We start from the raw sequence: 18,429 nt of genomic DNA, 5'->3' as shown, positions 1-18,429 counted from the left end.
CGCGTTGCGCCGCGCCGCGCCGTGCCGGACACTAGGGGCGATCCGGCGAGAGCGAAGAGTCCCCCGTCCCATGCGTCATTCCCACGACAACGAGCCCCTGTCCGTCGGCTTCGTGCTGCTGCGGCGTTTCACCATGATGCCCTTCGCGGCCTTCGTCGACTGCCTGCGTCTGGCCGCCGACGAGGGCGACCGCTCGCGCCAGCTGCGCTGCCACTGGGTGTTCATGACCAGCGGCGGGCACGACGCCATGTCCAGCTGCGGCGCCGCCGTCACGCCCTGCTCGCCGTTTCGCGATCCGCGCGACTTCGACTACATCGTGGTCATCGGCGGGGTTCAGGACGAGCACGACGCGGTGGACGAGGCGGCGCTCCACTACCTGCAGCGCGTGGCCGAGGCCGGCGTGCCGCTGGTCGGGGTGTGCACCGGCGTCTTCGCGCTGATTCAGGCCGAGCTGATGAACGGCCGGCGCTGCTGCGTGAGCTGGTACCACCACGGCGACCTGACGAGCCGCTTCCCCGATATCGAGCCGGTGGCGGATCGGCTGTTCATCGACGATGGCGATCGGCTGACCTGCGCCGGCGGCATCGCCTCGGCGGATCTGGCCGCCTACCTGGTCGAGCGCCACCTGGGCAAGGCCTGGGCGATGAAGAGCCTGCACATCATGCTGATCGACGAGGCGCGCCGCGGGGAGCATCCCCAGCCCCAGCCGGTGGTCTTCGACAAGGTCGCCGACCGGCTGGTGCGCCGCGCCATCACCATCATCGAGCAGCACCTGGGCGAGGCGATCACGGTGGACGAACTGGCGCGGCGGGTGGGGTCGTCGCGGCGCAACATCGAGCGCAAGTTCCGCGAGGAGCTGGGCATCGGGCCGCAGAAGTTCGCTCGTGACCTGCGCCTGCGCTATGGCCTGTGGATGCTGCACTACACCGCCAAGAGCGTCACCGAGATCGGCGAGCGCTGCGGCTTCGCCGACACCGCCCATTTCTCGCGCCACTTCCGCGAGGCCTTCGGCGACACGCCTACCGCCATGCGCAAGGCCGCGCAGCGCGGCGAGACGCCGGTGGATCCGTTCTTCCTGCATATCGCCTCCCGCGAGGGGGCGGGCGGCTAGGGTGGCGTATGGCGTCTCGACCGGGCGCGCTCATCTTCGGGGACGATGTCGTCGGCGCGACGATCGCGTGGGAGTCGCTCGAAGGGGCTTCAACGCTGGCGCTGTGAGGGTATCGATACTCCGCGTCAGGCAGGGATAAATACAAAAACCGTCTTTAAATTAAACTATTTAAAATCAGGTGCTTGAATATTATGGCGGGAATCTGTCGGTAAATTTGTCGCATTCATTCAATCTTTGGGCGGCGGCCTTGGCTATCAATATGGCCAAGGTGAAACGCGTGAGAGGCCGGTGTCTCGTTCAACGACGGCGGTGTCGTTTTCAGGATGCCTCGATCGCCACCAATCCTTAACGTTGTGACGCTAACCCGAGGGTGATGACGAATGAATGACAACAACCTGACAATGACCGATCCCCAGATCGCTGCCGCCATCGGTGACGAGGTGGCACGGCAGGAAGCCCACATCGAGCTGATCGCCTCCGAGAACTATGCCAGCCCGCAGGTGATGGCGGCTCAGGGCAGTCAGTTGACCAACAAGTACGCCGAGGGCTATCCCGGCAAGCGCTACTACGGCGGCTGCGAGCACGTGGACGTGGTCGAGCAGCTGGCCATCGACCGGGCCTGCGCCCTGTTCGGCGCCGACTACGCCAACGTCCAACCTCACTCCGGTGCCCAGGCCAACGCCGCGGCCTTCATGGCCATGGTCGCCCCGGGCGACACCGTGCTGGGCATGAGCCTGGCCCACGGCGGCCACCTGACCCACGGCGCCGCGCCGAACTTCTCCGGCAAGCACTACAACGCCGTGCAGTACGGCCTGAATCCGGAGACCGGCGAGATCGACTACGAGGAAGTCGAGCGCCTGGCCCACGAGCACAAGCCGAAGCTGATCATCGCCGGCTTCTCGGCCTACTCGCGCGTGGTCAACTGGCGCCGGTTCCGCGACATCGCCGATGCCGTGGGCGCTTACCTGCTGGTCGACATGGCCCACGTCGCCGGCCTGGTCGCCGCCGGCCACTATCCGAGCCCGCTGCCCCACGCTCACGTGGTGACCACCACCACCCACAAGACCCTGCGCGGTCCGCGTGGCGGCCTGATCCTCTCCGCCAGCGGCGACGAGGCGCTGTACAAGAAGCTCAACGGCGCGGTCTTCCCGGGTCAGCAGGGCGGCCCGCTGATGCACGTCATCGCCGCCAAGGCCGTGGCCTTCCGCGAGGCCATGAGCCAGGACTTCGTGCGCTACCAGGCCCAGGTCATCGACAACGCCCAGGCCATGGCCAGCGTGTTCGTCGAGCGTGGCTTCGAGGTCGTCTCCGGCGGTACCGACGACCACCTGTTCCTGGTCTCGCTGATCAAGCAGGGCGTGACCGGCAAGGACGCGGACGCCGCCCTGGGCCGTTCGCACATCACCGTCAACAAGAACGCCGTGCCCAACGATCCGCAGAGCCCGTTCGTCACCTCCGGTTTGCGCCTCGGTACCCCGGCCGTCACCACCCGCGGCTTCAACCAGGCCGACTGCGAGACCCTGGCCGGCTGGATCTGCGACATCCTCGACGTGCTGGAGAAGGAGGAAGACACCTCCGCCATCGAGGCCGAGGTCCGGGGCAAGGTGGCCGAGCTGTGCGCCCGCCATCCCGTTTATGCCAAGGCCGCGGTCGAGTCGACCGACACCGCCACCGCGTGAGCCCGTTCCCCGCCGGGCAGCCGGCGGGGCCCTTGAGGAGTAGACCCATATGCAACGTTATTCAGGTTTCGGGCTGGTCAAGCACGCGCTGAGCCACCACGAGAACTGGCAGCGCCAGTGGCGTAATCCCACGCCCAAGGCGTCCTACGACGTCATCATCATCGGCGGCGGCGGCCACGGCCTGGCCACCGCCTACTACCTGGCCAAGGAGCACGGCATCACCAACGTCGCCGTGATCGAGAAAGGCTGGCTGGGTGGCGGCAACACCGCGCGTAACACCACCATCGTGCGTTCCAACTACCTGTGGGACGAGGCGGCGGCGCTCTACGAGCATTCCATGAAGCTGTGGGAAGGCCTGTCCCAGGACCTCAACTACAACGTCATGTTCTCCCAGCGCGGCGTGCTCAACCTGGGCCACACCCTGCAGGACATGCGCGACATCCAGCGCCGCGTCAACGCCAACCGCCTGAACGGCGTCGACGGCGAGGTGGTGACCCCGGAACAGATCAAGGAGATCGAGCCGCTGCTGGACACCTCCAAGCGCGCTCGTTACCCGATCCTCGGCGCCTCCTGGCAGCCGCGCGGCGGCGTGGCCCGTCACGATGCCGTGGCCTGGGGCTTCGCCCGCGGTGCCGACGCCCTGGGCGTGGACATCCTGCAGCAGACCGAAGTCACCGGCTTCAAGATCCGCGACGGCCAGATCTACGGCGTGCACACCAACCGCGGTGACATCGAGGCCAAGACCGTGGGCTGCGTGACCGCCGGCAACTCCGGCGTGATGGCCAAGATGGCCGGCATCAAGCTGCCGCTGGAATCGCATCCGCTGCAGGCGCTGGTCTCCGAGCCGCTCAAGCCGGTGCTCAACACCGTGACCATGTCCAACCACGTGCACGGCTACGTCAGCCAGTCGGACAAGGGTGACCTGGTCATCGGCGCCGGCATCGACGGCTACAACGGCTACGGCCAGCGCGGCAGCTACCCGACCGTCGAGCACACCCTGCAGGCGATCGTCGAGATGTTCCCGATGTTCTCGCGGGTGCGCATGAACCGTCAGTGGGGCGGCATCGTCGACACCTGCCCGGACGCCTGCCCGATTATCTCCAAGACCAAGGTCAAGGGCCTGTACTTCAACTGCGGTTGGGGCACCGGTGGCTTCAAGGCCACCCCGGGGTCGGCCAACGTGTTCGCGGCCAGCCTGGCCAAGGGCGAGATGCACCCGATCGCTGCCCCGTTCTCCATCGACCGCTTCAACACCGGAGCGCTGATCGACGAGCACGGCGCCGCCGGCGTGGCCCACTGATTTCCGCAGAGGAGAGCCGACATGTTCTATATCCATTGCCCCTACTGCGGCGAACACCGCGAGGAAGAGGAATTCCACCCCAAGGGTGAGGCGCACCTCATCCGGCCGGCGGATCCGGAGAACTGCAGCGACGAGGAGTGGGGCGACTACCTGTTCTTCCGCGACAACCCCCGTGGCATCCACCACGAGATGTGGGTACACGCCGTGGGCTGCCGCAAGTTCTTCAACATCACGCGCAATACCGTGACCTACGAGATTCTCGAGACCTACAAGATGGGCGAGCAGCCGACGTTCACCGCCGAGCACCCCGAGGGCCGGCCGTCTGCTGAAGCCGACCAGGCATCGCTTCGTGAAGGAGTCCGCGCATGAGCCAGCTCAATCGTCTCGCCCAGGGCGGCCGCATCGACCGCTCTCGTCAGCTGAGCTTCACCTTCAACGGGAAGACGTATCAGGGCCATGCCGGTGACACCCTGGCCTCCGCCCTGCTGGCCAACGGCGTCGACATCGTCAACCGCAGCTTCAAGTACTCGCGTCCTCGCGGCATCTTCGCCGCCGGCGCCGAGGAGCCGAACGCGCTGGTCCAGCTCGGTGCCACCGAGGCCGGCCAGGTGCCGAACGTGCGCTCCACCCAGCAGGCGCTGTACGACGGCCTGACCGCGCGCAGCACCAACGGCTGGCCGAACGTCCAGCGCGACCTGATGGGCCTGGTCGGCAAGCTGGGCGGCGGCTTCATGCCGCCGGGCTTCTACTACAAGACCTTCATGGCCCCGGCCTCCATGTGGATGACCTACGAGAAGTACATCCGCAAGGGCGCCGGTCTCGGTCGCAGCCCGATGGAAAGCGACCCGGACATCTACGATCACATGCACCAGCACTGCGACGTGCTGGTCGTGGGCGCCGGCCCGGCCGGCCTGGCCGCGGCGCTGGCCGCCGCCAGGAGCGGCGCGCGGGTGATCGTCGCCGACGAGCAGGAAGAGATGGGCGGCTCGCTGCTCGACTCCCGCGAGCTGCTCGACGACAAGCCGGCCGACCAGTGGGTTGCCGAGACCGTCGAGGCGCTGTCCGGCATGGACAACGTGACCCTGCTGTCGCGCACCACCGCCAACGGCTATCACGATCACAACTTCGTGACCCTGCACGAGCGCCGTACCGAGCACCTGGCCGATACCGCGCCGCTCAAGGACGGTCGTCGTCAGGCCCGTTCGCGGCTGCACCGCGTGCGTGCCGGCCGCGTCGTGCTGGCCACCGGCGCCCACGAGCGCCCGCTGGTCTACGGCAACAACGATGTGCCGGGCAACATGCTGGCCGGCGCCGTCTCCACCTACATCCGCCGCTACGGCGTGGTGCCGGGCAGCAAGCTGGTGCTTTCCACCAGCAACGATCACGGCTACCGCGCGGCGCTGGACTGGGCCGAGGCCGGCCGTGACGTGGTCGCCATCGCCGACGCCCGGGCCAACCCGGACGGCGAGCTGGTCGAGCAGGCCCGCGCCAAGGGCATCCGCATCATCGCCGGCTCCGCGGTCGTCGAGGCCAAGGGGGACTCCCGCGTCAGCGCCGCCCGCATCGCCAAGGTCGACCTCCAGGGCTTCCGCGTGGTCGGTGGCTCCGAGACCCTGAGCTGCGACACCATCGCCAGCTCCGGCGGCTACAGCCCGGTCATCCACCTGGCGTCCCACACCGGCAGCCGTCCGACCTGGAACGATGAGCTGCTCGGCTTCGTCCCGAACACCGTGAAGGGCGTCGCCGCCGCCGGTGGCGCGCGTGGTGTCTATGCCACCGGCGCGGTGCTGGCCGAAGGCGTCGAGGCCGGCCTGGAAGCGGCCACCGAGTCCGGCTTCTCCGCCGCCTCCGTGAGCCTGCCCCAGGTCGCCGAGCGCCGTGACGGCGCCGCCGTGGCGCTCTACCAGGTACCCCACGAGAAGGCGACCCTGCGCGCGCCGAAGCAGTTCGTCGACCTGCAGAACGACGTCACCGCGGCCGGCATCGAAGTGGCCACCCGCGAGGGCTTCGAGTCCATCGAGCACGTCAAGCGCTACACCGCCATGGGCTTCGGCACCGATCAGGGCAAGCTCGGCAACATCAACGGCATGGCCATCGCCGCCCGCGTCCTGGGTCGCTCGATCCCCGAGGTGGGCACCACGGTGTTCCGTCCCAACTACACCCCGGTGACCTTCGGCAGCATCGTCGGCCGTCACTGCGGCGAGCTGTTCGATCCCGAGCGCTACACCGCCATGCACCAGTGGCACGTGGAGCAGGGCGCCGCGTTCGAGGAAGTCGGCCAGTGGATGCGTCCCTGGTACTTCCCGCGCAAGGTCAACGGCAAGACCGAGACCATGCACGAGGCGGTGGTTCGCGAGTGCCGGGCGGTGCGCGAGAAGGTCGGCATCCTCGATGCCTCCACCCTGGGCAAGATCGACATCCAGGGCCCGGACGCGCGCGAGTTCCTGGGTCGCGTCTACACCAACAAGTGGGCCAAGCTGGCCCCCGGCCGCGTCCGCTACGGCCTGATGTGCAAGGACGACGGCATGGTGTTCGACGACGGCACCACCAGCTGCCTCGGCGACAACCACTTCCTGATGACCACCAGCACCGGCGGCGCCGCCACCGTGCTCGAGTGGCTGGAAGTCTGGCACCAGACCGAGTGGCCGGAACTGGACGTCTACTTCAACTCCGTGACCGATCACTGGGCGACCATGACCATCACCGGTCCGGAAGCGCGCAAGCTGATGGAAGAGGTCACCACCGAGGTCGATCTCGACAAGGACAGCTTCAAGTTCATGGACTGGAAGGAAGGCAAGGTCGCGGGCGTGCCGGCGCGCATCTTCCGTATCTCCTTCACCGGTGAACTGGCCTACGAGATCAACGTCCAGGCCAACTACGCCCTGCACGTCTGGGAGACGCTGTTCGCCCATGGCGACAAGTACGGCCTGACGCCGTACGGCACCGAGACCATGCACGTGTTGCGCGCCGAGAAGGGCTTCATCATCGCCGGTCAGGACACCGACGGCTCGGTGACCCCGGAAGACCTCGGCATGCACTGGGCGATCGGCTACGACAAGCCGTTCTCCTGGATCGGCAAGCGTGCCCTGACGCGTCCGGACACCTCGCGCGAGAACCGCAAGCAGATGGTCGGCCTCAAGCCGAAGGATCCGAAGGTGGTGCTGGAGGAGGGCGCGCAGATCGTGCTCGACCCGAACCATTCGATCCCGATGCCGATGGAAGGTCATGTGACCTCCAGCTACTACAGCCCGACCCTGGAATCAGGCTTCGCCCTGGGCGTGGTCAAGGGCGGTCACAAGAAGATGGGCGAGACCGTCTATCTGCCCATGGCCGACGGCCAGGTCCATGAGGCCGAGATCGTCAGCCCCATCTTCCTCGATCCCAAGGGAGAGCGTCAGAATGTCTAACGTTGCCACCTTCGATACCAATACCGAGGCCAAGATCCCGGTCGAATCGCCGCTCGCCTACAGCTATCGTCGTTCGGGGGCTCCGGCCCCCACCGCCAAGAGCCAGGTGGTGCTGCGCGAGAAGCCCTTCCTGGGGCACCTGGTGCTGCGCGGCGGCGCCGTGGTGCTCGACGGCGCGGTGCGTGGGGTGCTCGGCGTCTCCCTGCCTGGCGAGCCCCAGGGCCTGGTCCATGACGACGAGGGCAAGCGTTCGATCCAGTGGATCTCCCCGGACGAGTGGCTGGTCATCGTGCCCGGCGGCGAGGAGTTCGAGCTGGAAAACCGCCTGCGTGCGGCGCTGGGCGACGCCCACTTCGCGATCAGCAACGTCAGCGGCGGCCAGACCCTGGTCGAGCTCGAGGGTGAGGCCGCCCGAGAGGTGCTGATGAAGTCGGTGGTCTACGACGTCCATCCGAGCCACTTCCCGGTCGGCAAGGGCGTGACCACCATCTTCGCCAAGACCACCGTGGTCCTTCGCCGTCCGAGCGAGGAGCGCTGGGAGCTGGTGGTGCGCCGCAGCTTCGCCGACTATACCTATCGCTGGCTGCTGGATGCCGGTGACGAGTACGCTATCGGCGTCGAGCGCTGAGCGCGCCCGTCATTCAGCCGTGGTACCAGATCAGGCCGGGGCTCGCCCCGGCCTGCTTACGTCAGGAGACCTTCCATGAGCCGTAGCGCCGATACCTGGATTCTCACCGCCCAGTGCCCCAGCCGCCTGGGCACCGTCGACGTGGTGACCCGCTTCCTGAAGGAGAGCCGCTGCTACATCACCGAGCAGCAGTCCTTCGACGACCATCACGGCGAGCGCTTCTTCATCCGCACCGAGTTCCGCCCGCTGGAGCCCGACTTCGATGCCGAGGCCTTCCAGGCCGCCTTCGCCGCCCGGGCCGCCGAGTTCGAGATGGCCTTCGAGCTGACCGCCCCGGATGCGCGGATGCCGGTGGTGATCATGGTCTCCAAGGCGGATCACTGCCTGAACGACCTGCTGTATCGCTATCGTACCGGCCAGCTGCCGATCGAGATTCGCGCGGTGGTCTCCAACCACCCGGATCTCCAGCCGCTGGCCGACTGGCACGGGCTGCCGTACTATCACTTCCCGATCACCGCCGAGACCAAGGCCGAGCAGGAGGCCCGGGTGTGGGAGGTGGTCGAGGAGACCGGCGCCGAGCTGGTGATCCTGGCCCGCTACATGCAGGTGCTCTCCAGCGACATGTGCGAGAAGCTCTCCGGCCGCGCGATCAACATCCATCACTCGCTGCTGCCGGGCTTCAAGGGTGCCAAGCCCTATCACCAGGCCTTCGAGAAGGGCGTCAAGCTGGTCGGTGCCACCGCGCACTACATCAACGACGATCTGGACGAGGGGCCGATCATCACTCAGGGCGTGGAGCCGGTTGGCCACGCCGACGATCCCGAGGATCTGGTGGCCAAGGGCCGTGACATCGAGTGCATGACCCTGGCGCGCGCCGTCGATGCCCACGTGGCACGTCGGGTGTTCCTGCACGGCCGCCGCACGGTGGTGTTCTCGCGCTAGGAAAGCCAAGGGCGGGGGCGCCAGATCGAGTGCCCCTGATGCCTGTCGCCCGCGCCGTCGATGCCCACGTGGCGCGTCGGGTGTTCCCGCACGGCCGCCGCACGGTGGTGTTCTCGCGCTAGCCTTCCGGTTCGCGCTTGAGGCCGCCCGAGCGGCCTTGCACGGCCATCGCCTCCCCGGCGATGGCCGTCGTCTTTATCGTTCCGACTTCCCCGTCCTCTCTCCCCTCGTGGCCTCCCATCACTCGTTCAATAGTCGTAGGGACGTTTTTTCGCCTGCGCCGCCCCAGAGTCTGAATTTTTATATATAACAGCATGTTACTTCGTTATCGGTGCGTATCGTTGAGCGATGTACGTTGAAAGTCGCTGTTGGCCGGGGTCTCCGGGGACACTACGTTTTGATGCGGAAGGTATTTCCAGAGACATGGATCGTGTTGCCCATGCCGTCGGCGTCCCTCGGGCGCCGGCGGCATGGGGTGAAGCCAGAAGAAACAACAACAAGCCCTCCGTTCTCGCGCCGTGCGAGACGGACGCAACACCAACGAGGAGTCTTCGCCATGCAAGACGACCAGCAGCCCAAGCGCACTTCGTCCGCTAGCGTCGCGACATCGGGCAGCGGTGCCGGCAATCGTCGTAACTTCCTGAAGGCCGCCGCGATCGGCTCCGCCGCGGCCGTGGCGGCCCCCTGGATCGGCAATGTCCAGGCTCAGCAGGGCATTCGCATCCGCATGCAGTCCTCCTGGCAGCCGGGGACCGTGGGCTACCGCACCTTCGAGGCCTGGGCCAATGGTGTGGTCGAGGCCACCAGTGGCGAGGTCAGCATCGAGCCTTTCCCCGCCGGTGCCGTGGCCGGGGCCTTCGAGGTCGCCGATGCGGTGCGCAACGGCGTGCTCGACGGTCAGAACTGGTTCACCGTCTACTGGCCCGGCAAGATGCCGGCCGGCGTCTTCCTCACTGCATTCCCCATGGGGCTGTCGCTGCCCCACCAGTGGGACATGATGTTCGGCGCCTACGGCGGCTTCGGCATCGCCAAGGAACTCTATCGCAAGCAGGGCCAGGAGCTGCTGGGCTACGTTCACCACGACCTCAACCTGATCCACTCCAAGGTGCCGCTGAGAAGCTTCGACGACTTCGACGGGGTCAAGATCCGCATGCCCGGCGGCATCGTCGCCGAGACCTTCGCCGAGATGGGCGCACGTACCACGCTGCTGCCCGGTTCCGAGGTCTATCCGGCGCTGGAGAAAGGCACCATCGATGCCGCCGACTTCACCGGGGCGGCGGTCAACTACGAGCTCGGTTTCTGGCAGGTGGCCGACTACATCATCATGGGCCCGCCCTCCACGCCCTGCCTGCACCAGGCGGTCGACCTGATGGACATCTCGGTCAATCGCCGTGTCTTTGAACGCATGTCGCCCCAGGTGCAGGACCTGATGCACGACCTGGTGGCGGGCTATTCCCGCGAGCACTACGCGGCGATCCAGAAGGCCAACGCCGAGGCCTGGCCCAAGTACCGCGAGAAGGGCGTCGAGATCATCCACCTCTCCGAGGAGGACGCCGTCCGCTTCCGCGAGGTCGCCATCCCGCTGTGGTTCAAGTGGGCCAACAAGGACCCTGACGCCGCGCGCATGTTCCGGGCCCACCTGAGGACCATGATGGATCCGGCGGTGGCGCTGATCACCGAGGACGACATCAAGGACTTCGAACTCAACGTCTGATCCCTCTGCTTGCTTCATCCGGGGGCTGTGGGCCGAGCGCCGCAGCCCCGGTTTGCATGGGCGCCATGCCCTCAACCCTGCATCCCGTCGGCTAGATGATCCGTCGCCATCGCCGGGAAGCGATGGTATCGCGGAGGAGTTTTCATGAATCTCGAGATCAATTTCGTTCTGCCGCACTGGCTCTACTGGTCGGCACTGTTCTTCCTGCCGCTGCTGGTGATGTGGCTCGTCGACCGCAGTTTCCGGCGCGGCGGCACCATCAGCGGCGGCGACACCGGCGAGGTCCCCGGCGAGGCGCCGGTGGCGCGCTACCATCCCCCGGGCAACCTCTTCACCGCCCTGGTCGACCGCATCTCCGGTTTCTTCGGCCGCTACGTGGCCTACTGGGCGCTGATCGCCCCCTTCGTGTTCGCCTACGAAGTGCTGATGCGCTATGCCTTCAATTCGCCGACCAACTGGGCCCACGAGTCGATGACCCTGATGTTCGGCATGCAGTACCTGATCGCCGGGGCCTTCGCCCTGCGCGAGGGCGGGCACGTGCGCGTCGATATCCTCTACCAGCGTGCCCGGCCGGTGAACAAGGCGGCGCTGGACCTGCTGACCTCGGTGTCCTTCTTCATCTTCACCATCGCGCTGCTGGTGACCGGCTGGAAGTTCTTCTCCCAGTCGGTGAGTGATCGCTTCTTCTTCGGCGCCAGCTATGCCAACGAGACGTCCTTCACCGAGTGGGCGATCCAGTTCTACCCGGTGAAGTTCATGTTGTTCTTCGGGGCGCTGCTGCTGCTGCTCCAGGGCATCGCCCAGCTGATCCGTGACGTCCAGGCCTTCCGCCACCATCGACGGGCGCATGGCGGCAGCCATACCTTCTCGACCCTGCTGATCGCGCTGGGCATCGTCCTCGGGGCGTGGGTGCTGTTCGAGATGGTCAACATCGCCACCACCGACTACCAGAGCCTGGCCGGCAGCCTCGAGAACAGCCTCAGCGGCCTGGGCATCGGCGGTCTGACCCTGGTGATGTTCGGCACCCTGATGGTGGTGCTGGTGGCGGGCCTGCCGCTGGCCTTCGTCACCGGCGGCCTGGGGGTGGCCTTCCTCTACCTGGTGGGCGATCAGCACATGCTCAACCTGATGCCGTCGCGCATCTTCCCGATGATGACCAACTACCAGCTGTCGGCCATTCCGCTGTTCATCTTCATGGCCTCGGTGCTGGAGAAGGCGGGGATCATCGAGGAGCTGTTCGACGTCGTCTACAAGTGGATGGGCGGCCTGAAGGCGGGCCTGGCCATCGCCACCGTCATCGCTTCCACGCTGCTCGCCGCCATGGTCGGCGTGATCGGCGCCGCGGTGGTGACCATGGGCCTGATCGCCCTGCCGGCGATGCTCAAGCGTCACTACGACCCGGAGATCGCCATCGGTTCGATCATGGCCGGCGGCACCCTGGGCATCCTGATTCCGCCGTCGATCCTGGCGATCATCTACGGCGTCATCGCCCAGCAGTCGGTGGGTGAACTCTACCTCGGTTCGCTGATTCCTGGCCTGCTGCTGGCCTTCATGTACGGCTTCTACTGCTGGATGCGCGGCACCCTGAACATCAAGATGGCGCCGCCGATGCCGGTGGAGGACCGGGTCGACATGAAGGAGAAGCTGCGCCTGCTGCGCAACATGCTGGCCCCCATCGTGCTGGTGGTGCTGGTGCTGGGCATCATCTTCACCGGCATCGCCACGCCGGTGGAGGCGGCCGGTATCGGGACCTTCGGCGCCCTGGTCGTGGCGGCGCTGCACAAGCGCCTGACCTGGCCCAACCTGCACGCCGCCTGCATGACCACCCTGGTCGCCTCGGCGATGGTGATGTGGATCATCTTCGGCGCCAGCATCTTCGTCGGCTTCTACATCCTCCAGGGCGGCCAGACCTTCGTGCAGGAGCTGATCTCCGGCGCGGGGCTCGGCCCCTACGCGGTGCTGGCGCTGATGATGGTGCTGCTGGTGGCGCTGGGCATGTTCCTCGACTGGGTGGGCATCCTGCTGCTGGCGGTGCCGATCTTCGTGCCGCTGATCCAGTCGATGAGCTTCGACGGGGTATTCGGGCTGCCCGGCGTGTCGCCCGCCGACGTGTCGCTGTGGTTCGGGGTCATCTACCTCGTGAACATGCAGATGTCCTTCCTCAGTCCGCCGTTCGGCTACGCACTGTTCTACATCAAGGGGGTGTGCCCGCCGCACATCACCATGGGGCAGATCTTCCGTTCGTCCTTCCCGTTCCTGGGCATCCAGGCCCTGGGGCTGATCCTGGTGATCCTGTTCCCGGCGCTGGTCACCTGGCTGCCGAATCTCGCCTACGGCTAGGCGACGACGCGTGCCACCACCGACGACGCTCCCGACCGGGAGCGTCGTCTTTTCAAACTGTTACACGATGGTGGTGAACCCTTGTCGACGTGGCTCGTCACAGGAGGGCACCCCACGCATGCAAGACAATGTTTTCGGAGGTATCTATGCAACGTATCACCGCCCTGTTTTCCGCCGCCCTGCTCAGTGCCGGCATGATGAGCTCCATGGCGTATGCACAGGACAGTGCCGATGCCACCGCCAGCCAGGGCCAGGCCCCGGCCGAGGCGCAGGCCGCGACCCAGAACTTCTCCGACGCCCAGCTGCAGAAGTTCGCCGATGCCTCCGAGGAAATCGCGGTGATCTCTCAGGATTACACCCAGCAGCTGCAGAACGCCGAGGGTGAAGAGGCCCAGCAGCAGGTCCGTCAGGAAGCCAACGACCAGATGGTCGAGGCGGTCCAGAACAGCGGCCTCGAAGTGGAGACCTTCAACGCCATCGGCCAGGCGATCCAGCAGGATCCCGAGCTGATGCAGCGCGTCCAGGGCATGGCCCAGGGCAGCGGCGAGTCCGCTTCCTGATCCCGTCATCCCGCGAGATCCCTGTGCGATGAAAGGCCGCCCCTCGGGGGCGGCCTTTCCGCGTTCCGGCCCCCGTGATACAAGCTCTTTACACCGTCCTCGGCGCCTTTCAGACTTGGCCTATCCTCAACGACCGGGTAGGCACTGGGCCATGGATGTGGAACTGCTGGAAATTCGCCAGCATCTCGGGCGTTTTCCGCCCTTCGAGACGCTGTCCGACGAACTGCTCGACGAGGTGGCGAGCAACGTCCAGGTGGCCTACTTCAAGGCCGACACCGATATCCTGACGCTCGACCAGGAGCTCCACGAGCTGTGCTACATCCGCAGCGGCGCGGTGGAGGTCTATCGTCGCGGCGGGGAGCTCTACAACCGCCGGGGCGAGGGCGAGATCTTCGGCCAGTTCAGTCTGCTGCGGAACAACCGGGTCCGCTATCCCGTGCGGGCCATGGAAGACTCGCTGATCTACTTCATTCCCGAGACGGTCTTCCAGCATCTCTGTCAGGCTGACGACGACTTCGCCGACTTCGTCGAGCTGCAGCGCCCGCGGCTCGAGAGCGTGGTCGAGGAGCAGAAGAAGAACAACGACATGATGATCACCCGGGTGCGCAAGCTGGTCACGCGCTACCCGCTGATGGTCGAGGCCTCGACCACCGTCCAGGAGGCCGCCCGTCAGATCACCGACTTCCAGGCCTCGGCGGTGCTGGTGCTCGACGACCCCGGCGAAGAGGACAATCCGCGCTACACCTTCCGCGACAGCGAGGAGCGCGCCTGGCAGCTGCGCGGCATCCTCACCGACAGCGACTTCCGCACCCGGGTGGTGGCGGAAGGCCTGTCGCCGGAGACGCCGGTCGGCGAGGTGGTGGCCGGCAACGTCATCGCCGTGCAGTCCGACGAGTCGGTGCAGGAGGCGATGCTGGTCATGCTGCGCTACAACATTCACCACCTGCCGGTGATGTATCGCCGCCGCCCGGTGGGCATCGTGCACCTCTCGGACATCATTCGCTACGAGACCCAGAGCAGCCTGTACCTGGTCAGCAACATCTTCCACCAGCCCAACGCCGAGGGCCTGGCACGGCTGGCGCCGGACGTCAGTGCGGCCTTCGTGCGCATGGTCGAGGAGGGCGCCGACTCGCGCATGGTGGGCAGCGCCCTGTCGACCATCGGGCGCAGCTTCACCCGCCGCCTGCTGGAGCTGGGCGAGGAGCGCCTGGGGCCCCCGCCGGTGCCCTACTGCTTCATGGCGATGGGCTCCATGGCGCGCAACGAGCAGTCGATCGCCACCGACCAGGACAATGCCCTGGTGCTGTCCGACGATTTCGATCCCGAGCAGCACGACGCCTACTTCCTCGAGCTGGCGCAGTTCGTCAGCGATGGCCTGGATGCCTGCGGCTACCCCTACTGCAAGGGCGACATCATGGCCACCAACCCGAGCTGGCGGCAGCCCCTGTCGGTGTGGAAGCGCTACTTCACCGAGTGGATCGAGCAGCCCAATCCCGAGCGGCTGCTGCATAGCTCGATCTTCTTCGATCTCGACGCCGTCTACGGGGAGAACGTGCTGGTGGAGCAGCTCCAGGACCTGGTGGCCTACCAGGCCGCGCGGCATCCGCGCTTCCTGGCGGCGATGGCCCGCAACGCCCTGAACCGCACCCCGCCGCTGGGTTTCTTCCGCACCTTCGTGATGGAGAAGGACGGCAAGCACAACAACTCGATCAACCTGAAGCGCCGCGGCACCGCGCCGATGGTCGACCTGATCCGGGTGCATGCCCTGGCCTGCGGCTCCAGCGCCCAGAACAGCTTCGACCGGCTCGACGACATCGATCGCACCCAGCTGCTGGCCCCGGGGGTCAGCGATCGCCTGCGCTACGCCCTGGAGTTTCTGTCGATGTCGCGAATCCGCCACCAGGTGATCGATATCCAGCACGACCAGACGCCGGACAACAACATCGAGCCGGAGAACGTCTCGAGCAGCGAGCGTCATCACCTCAAGGATGCCTTCCAGGCGTTGAGCCACGCCCAGAAGTTCCTCAAGTTCCGCTACCCGATGCCCTCGCGGGCCAAATGAGCGAGGTGCCCGGATGCTGATGCGACGCAGGACCCAGATACCCGACTGGACGAGCTACCTGGCGCATCGCGCCGCGGCCGCCCAGGACCCGCGACTGTCGCGCTTCTTCACCGCCGGGGCCCCGGCGCCGGAGACGCCGATCGGCGAAGCCCCGCTGGTGGCGCTGGACATGGAGACCACCGGGCTCGATGCCCGGCGCAACTCCATCGTCAGCATCGGCCTGGTGCCTTTCACCCTGGGGCGTATCGCCGTCACCGAGCGTCGCTACTGGATCGTGCGCCCGCGGCGTACGCTGAACGCCGAGTCGGTGACCTTTCACCACATCACCCATGCCGACATCGCCAACGCCCCGGAGCTAGGCGACATCCTGGAGGACCTGCTCGATGCCCTGGCCGGTCGGCTGGCGGTGGTGCACTACCGGCACATCGAGCGCCCCTTCCTTGACGTGGCCGTCAAGGCGCGGCTGGGGGAGGGCGTGGTCTACCCGATGATCGACACCATGTCGCTCGAGGCGCGCATCCACCGCCAGTCGCTGGTGGCACGCTTCAAGCGCTGGATCGGGCGGCCGCCGGCCTCCATCCGCCTGTTTGACAGCCGCGCTCGCTACGGGTTGCCACCCTACCAGGGCCACCATGCGCTGACGGATGCGCTGGCCACCGCGGAGCTGCTGCAGGCGCAGATCGCCCACCACTACAGTCCCGAGACGCCGGTGGGCACGATCTGGAGCTGAGGCAGGCCCTGGCCAGTGCACACGCGTCGATCGACGCCGGCACGGCGTCCGGTGCGGTCAGTAATCGATGCCGCGTCGTGCCTCCAGGCCCGCATTGAAGGCGTGGCGCACCTCCGTCATCTCGGTGATGGTGTCGGCCATGGCCTGAAGCTCGCGGTGGGCGTTGCGCCCGGTGACGATCACCGTCTGCTCGACGGGACGGTTCTCCAGTGCCTGCCTGACCGTGGCAATGTCCAGGTAGCCGAACTTGAGCATGTAGGTGATCTCGTCGAGCACCACCAGGTAGACCTCGGTATCGGCGAGCATTCGCGCCGCCTCGGCCCATACCTCGCGGCAGGCCTGGGTATCGCTCTCGCGGTTCTGGGTCTCCCAGGTGAACCCGGTGGCCATGATCGCCACCTCGAGGTGGTGATCGTCCTCGAGCCGGTTGCGTTCGCCGCATTCCCACTGGCCCTTGATGAACTGCACCACGCCGACGCGATAGCCGTAGCCCAGCGCGCGAGTGACGGTGCCCCAGGCGGCGGTGGTCTTGCCCTTGCCGTTGCCGGTGAACACCAGCAGCTGGCCGCGGCGTTCGTCGGCGGCGGCGACCTTCTCGTCGACGCGGGACTTGAGGGTCTGCATGGCCTTGCGGTGGCGCTCGTCACGTTCGCTCATCTCGGCTCCTGTTCGTGTCGTGGGTCGGGCAGGCAGCCTACCCCAGGCGGCGAGCGGCGTCAGCCGCCGGCCACAGAGGGATGAGTCGAGTGCGGCATGGTGCGGTCGCAGACTGAAAAGATTTCATCGCTGTCGCCAAAGACAGCGTCATCCGACGACGTCAGAATCCGCAGGGAGTGACCCTGGAAGCCCTGTCATGTCTGCGATCCTGCGTACCGCGACCGCTCGCGATCTCGACGCGCTCTACGCCCTCGAGCAACTGGCCTTCAGCGGCGACCGCTTCACGCGTCGTCAGCTCTGGCACCTGCTCAACCGGGCCCATGCCCTGACGCTTTTGGCCGTGGACGAGGACGGCGCGCTGCTCGGCTACGGCACCCTGCTGTTTCGCCTGGGCAGCGAGCAGACCCGGCTCTATTCGTTCTGCGTGCATCCCCAGGCCCGCGGCGGCGGCCTGGGGCGCCGCATGCTCGAGCGGCTCGAGGGCATGGCCTGGGAGCAGGGCTGCGACTGGCTGGTGCTCGAGGTGCGCGTCGACAATCAGGCGGCGCTGACGCTCTATCGGGGCTCGGGCTTCGTACCGAGCGACTGGATGGCCGACTATTACGAGGACGGCTGTGCGGCCTGGCGGATGAGCAAGGCGCTGTTCGCCGGCCCCGAGGCCCAGGCCGGCTAGGTGTGGCCGGCTAGGTGCAGCCGGCTAGGCGCCGTGGCCCGTCGCGCTTAGAATGGCGCCATCGTTCATCATCGGGAATCCGCCATGCCCTCCTTCGATATCGTCTCCGAGTTCGACAAGCACGAGGCGAGCAACGCCGTCGACCAGGCCAACCGCGAGCTGCAGAGCCGCTTCGACTTCAAGGGCGTGACGGCCTCCTTCGCGCTCGAGGGCGAGACCGTCACCCTCGAGGCCGAGGTCGATTTCCAGCTGCGCCAGATGCTCGACATGCTGCGCAACAAGCTGATCGGCCGTGGCATCGATCCGCGCTGCCTGGAGATCGATGACCCCGAACTCTCCGGCGTTCGCGCCCGCCAGGCGGTGCGCCTCAAGCAGGGCCTGGAGCAGAAGGAAGCCAAGGACATCGTCAAGCGCATCAAGGACACCAAGCTCAAGGTCCAGGCCCAGATTCAGGGCGAGAAGGTGCGCGTCACCGGCAAGAAGCGCGACGACCTGCAGCAGGTCATGGCCCTGCTGAAGGGCGAGGACGGTCCCGACCTGGCGCTGCAGTTCGACAACTTCCGCGACTGAGCCCGTCATCGACACGCGGCCATAGCCCCGGGCCGTCATCCTCATTGGCGATGGCG

At 66.6% G+C, this 18,429-nt stretch carries 15 protein-coding genes; 14 read left to right on the top strand and 1 reads right to left on the bottom strand.

The genetic code is table 11. From position 1 onward, the window contains the following. Positions 1-70: 70 nt before the first annotated feature. The 12 genes from UN84_RS13465 to UN84_RS13410 all read left to right on the top strand — a co-directional run bounded on the left by UN84_RS13465 (position 71) and on the right by UN84_RS13410 (position 16,473). Positions 71-1,111 carry a GlxA family transcriptional regulator gene (locus UN84_RS13465; protein WP_046078181.1) on the top strand — a complete coding sequence of 347 codons (1,041 nt, stop codon included), beginning with the start codon at positions 71-73 and terminating at the stop codon, positions 1,109-1,111. Positions 1,112-1,491: 380 nt separating this feature from the next. Beyond that, the gene (gene glyA, locus UN84_RS13460) at positions 1,492-2,790 is read left to right on the top strand and encodes a serine hydroxymethyltransferase (RefSeq protein ID WP_046078180.1); all 1,299 of its coding nucleotides are present in this window, start codon (positions 1,492-1,494) and stop codon (positions 2,788-2,790) included. 49 nt (positions 2,791-2,839) lie between these two features. Then, a complete protein-coding gene (locus UN84_RS13455; RefSeq protein WP_046078179.1) occupies positions 2,840-4,090 on the top strand; it encodes a sarcosine oxidase subunit beta family protein in 1,251 nt (416 codons plus the stop codon). Between the two features lie 21 nt (positions 4,091-4,111). Further along, positions 4,112-4,459, top strand: a complete 348-nt coding sequence (locus UN84_RS13450) for a sarcosine oxidase subunit delta (protein ID WP_046078178.1) — start codon at positions 4,112-4,114, stop codon at positions 4,457-4,459. Beyond that, on the top strand, positions 4,456-7,497 hold the full coding sequence (locus tag UN84_RS13445; RefSeq protein WP_046078177.1) for a sarcosine oxidase subunit alpha family protein: 3,042 nt from the start codon (positions 4,456-4,458) through the stop codon (positions 7,495-7,497). Before UN84_RS13450 ends, UN84_RS13445 begins: the two co-directional genes overlap by 4 nt. Beyond that, complete coding sequence (locus UN84_RS13440) at positions 7,490-8,125, top strand: sarcosine oxidase subunit gamma (RefSeq protein ID WP_046078176.1); 636 nt, start codon at positions 7,490-7,492, stop codon at positions 8,123-8,125. The genes UN84_RS13445 and UN84_RS13440 overlap by 8 nt, the downstream gene beginning before the upstream one ends. Positions 8,126-8,200: 75 nt before the next feature. After that, a complete protein-coding gene (purU, locus tag UN84_RS13435; protein WP_046078175.1) occupies positions 8,201-9,067 on the top strand; it encodes a formyltetrahydrofolate deformylase in 867 nt (288 codons plus the stop codon). A 556-nt stretch (positions 9,068-9,623) separates the two neighbouring features. Beyond that, entirely contained in the window at positions 9,624-10,781 is a 1,158-nt protein-coding gene (gene dctP, locus UN84_RS13430) for a TRAP transporter substrate-binding protein DctP (protein ID WP_082090817.1), read from the top strand. A gap of 144 nt (positions 10,782-10,925) precedes the next feature. Beyond that, positions 10,926-13,121, top strand: a complete 2,196-nt coding sequence (locus UN84_RS13425) for a TRAP transporter large permease subunit (RefSeq protein ID WP_052719282.1) — start codon at positions 10,926-10,928, stop codon at positions 13,119-13,121. A 146-nt stretch (positions 13,122-13,267) separates the two neighbouring features. Then, positions 13,268-13,681, top strand: a complete 414-nt coding sequence (locus UN84_RS13420) for a DUF4168 domain-containing protein (protein WP_046078174.1) — start codon at positions 13,268-13,270, stop codon at positions 13,679-13,681. A 151-nt stretch (positions 13,682-13,832) separates the two neighbouring features. Next, positions 13,833-15,743, top strand: a complete 1,911-nt coding sequence (locus tag UN84_RS13415; protein WP_046078173.1) for a DUF294 nucleotidyltransferase-like domain-containing protein — start codon at positions 13,833-13,835, stop codon at positions 15,741-15,743. Positions 15,744-15,756: 13 nt separating this feature from the next. Further along, the gene (locus tag UN84_RS13410) at positions 15,757-16,473 is read left to right on the top strand and encodes a 3'-5' exonuclease (RefSeq protein WP_046078172.1); all 717 of its coding nucleotides are present in this window, start codon (positions 15,757-15,759) and stop codon (positions 16,471-16,473) included. Between the two features lie 57 nt (positions 16,474-16,530). On the opposite strand, the gene cobO is transcribed toward UN84_RS13410, so the two are convergent. Further along, a complete protein-coding gene (gene cobO / locus UN84_RS13405) occupies positions 16,531-17,130 on the bottom strand; it encodes a cob(I)yrinic acid a,c-diamide adenosyltransferase (RefSeq protein ID WP_046078171.1) in 600 nt (199 codons plus the stop codon). Positions 17,131-17,326: 196 nt separating this feature from the next. Here cobO and UN84_RS13400 point away from each other — a divergent pair, with 196 nt between their 5' ends. Together UN84_RS13400 and UN84_RS13395 are read left to right on the top strand one after the other, a co-directional pair. Beyond that, positions 17,327-17,803, top strand: a complete 477-nt coding sequence (locus UN84_RS13400) for a GNAT family N-acetyltransferase (RefSeq protein WP_046078170.1) — start codon at positions 17,327-17,329, stop codon at positions 17,801-17,803. An 84-nt stretch (positions 17,804-17,887) separates the two neighbouring features. Next, positions 17,888-18,373 (top strand): YajQ family cyclic di-GMP-binding protein, encoded by a 486-nt coding sequence (locus UN84_RS13395; RefSeq protein WP_035593125.1) that lies wholly within the window; start codon positions 17,888-17,890, stop codon positions 18,371-18,373. The last annotated feature ends 56 nt before the right edge of the window (positions 18,374-18,429 follow it).

The sequence above is a fragment of the Halomonas sp. HG01 genome (assembly GCF_000968715.2).
In the GTDB taxonomy this organism is placed as follows: domain Bacteria; phylum Pseudomonadota; class Gammaproteobacteria; order Pseudomonadales; family Halomonadaceae; genus Halomonas; species Halomonas halophila.
Note: the sequence above shows the minus strand (reverse complement) of the source record. Positions and strands in the feature narration are given on the sequence as shown.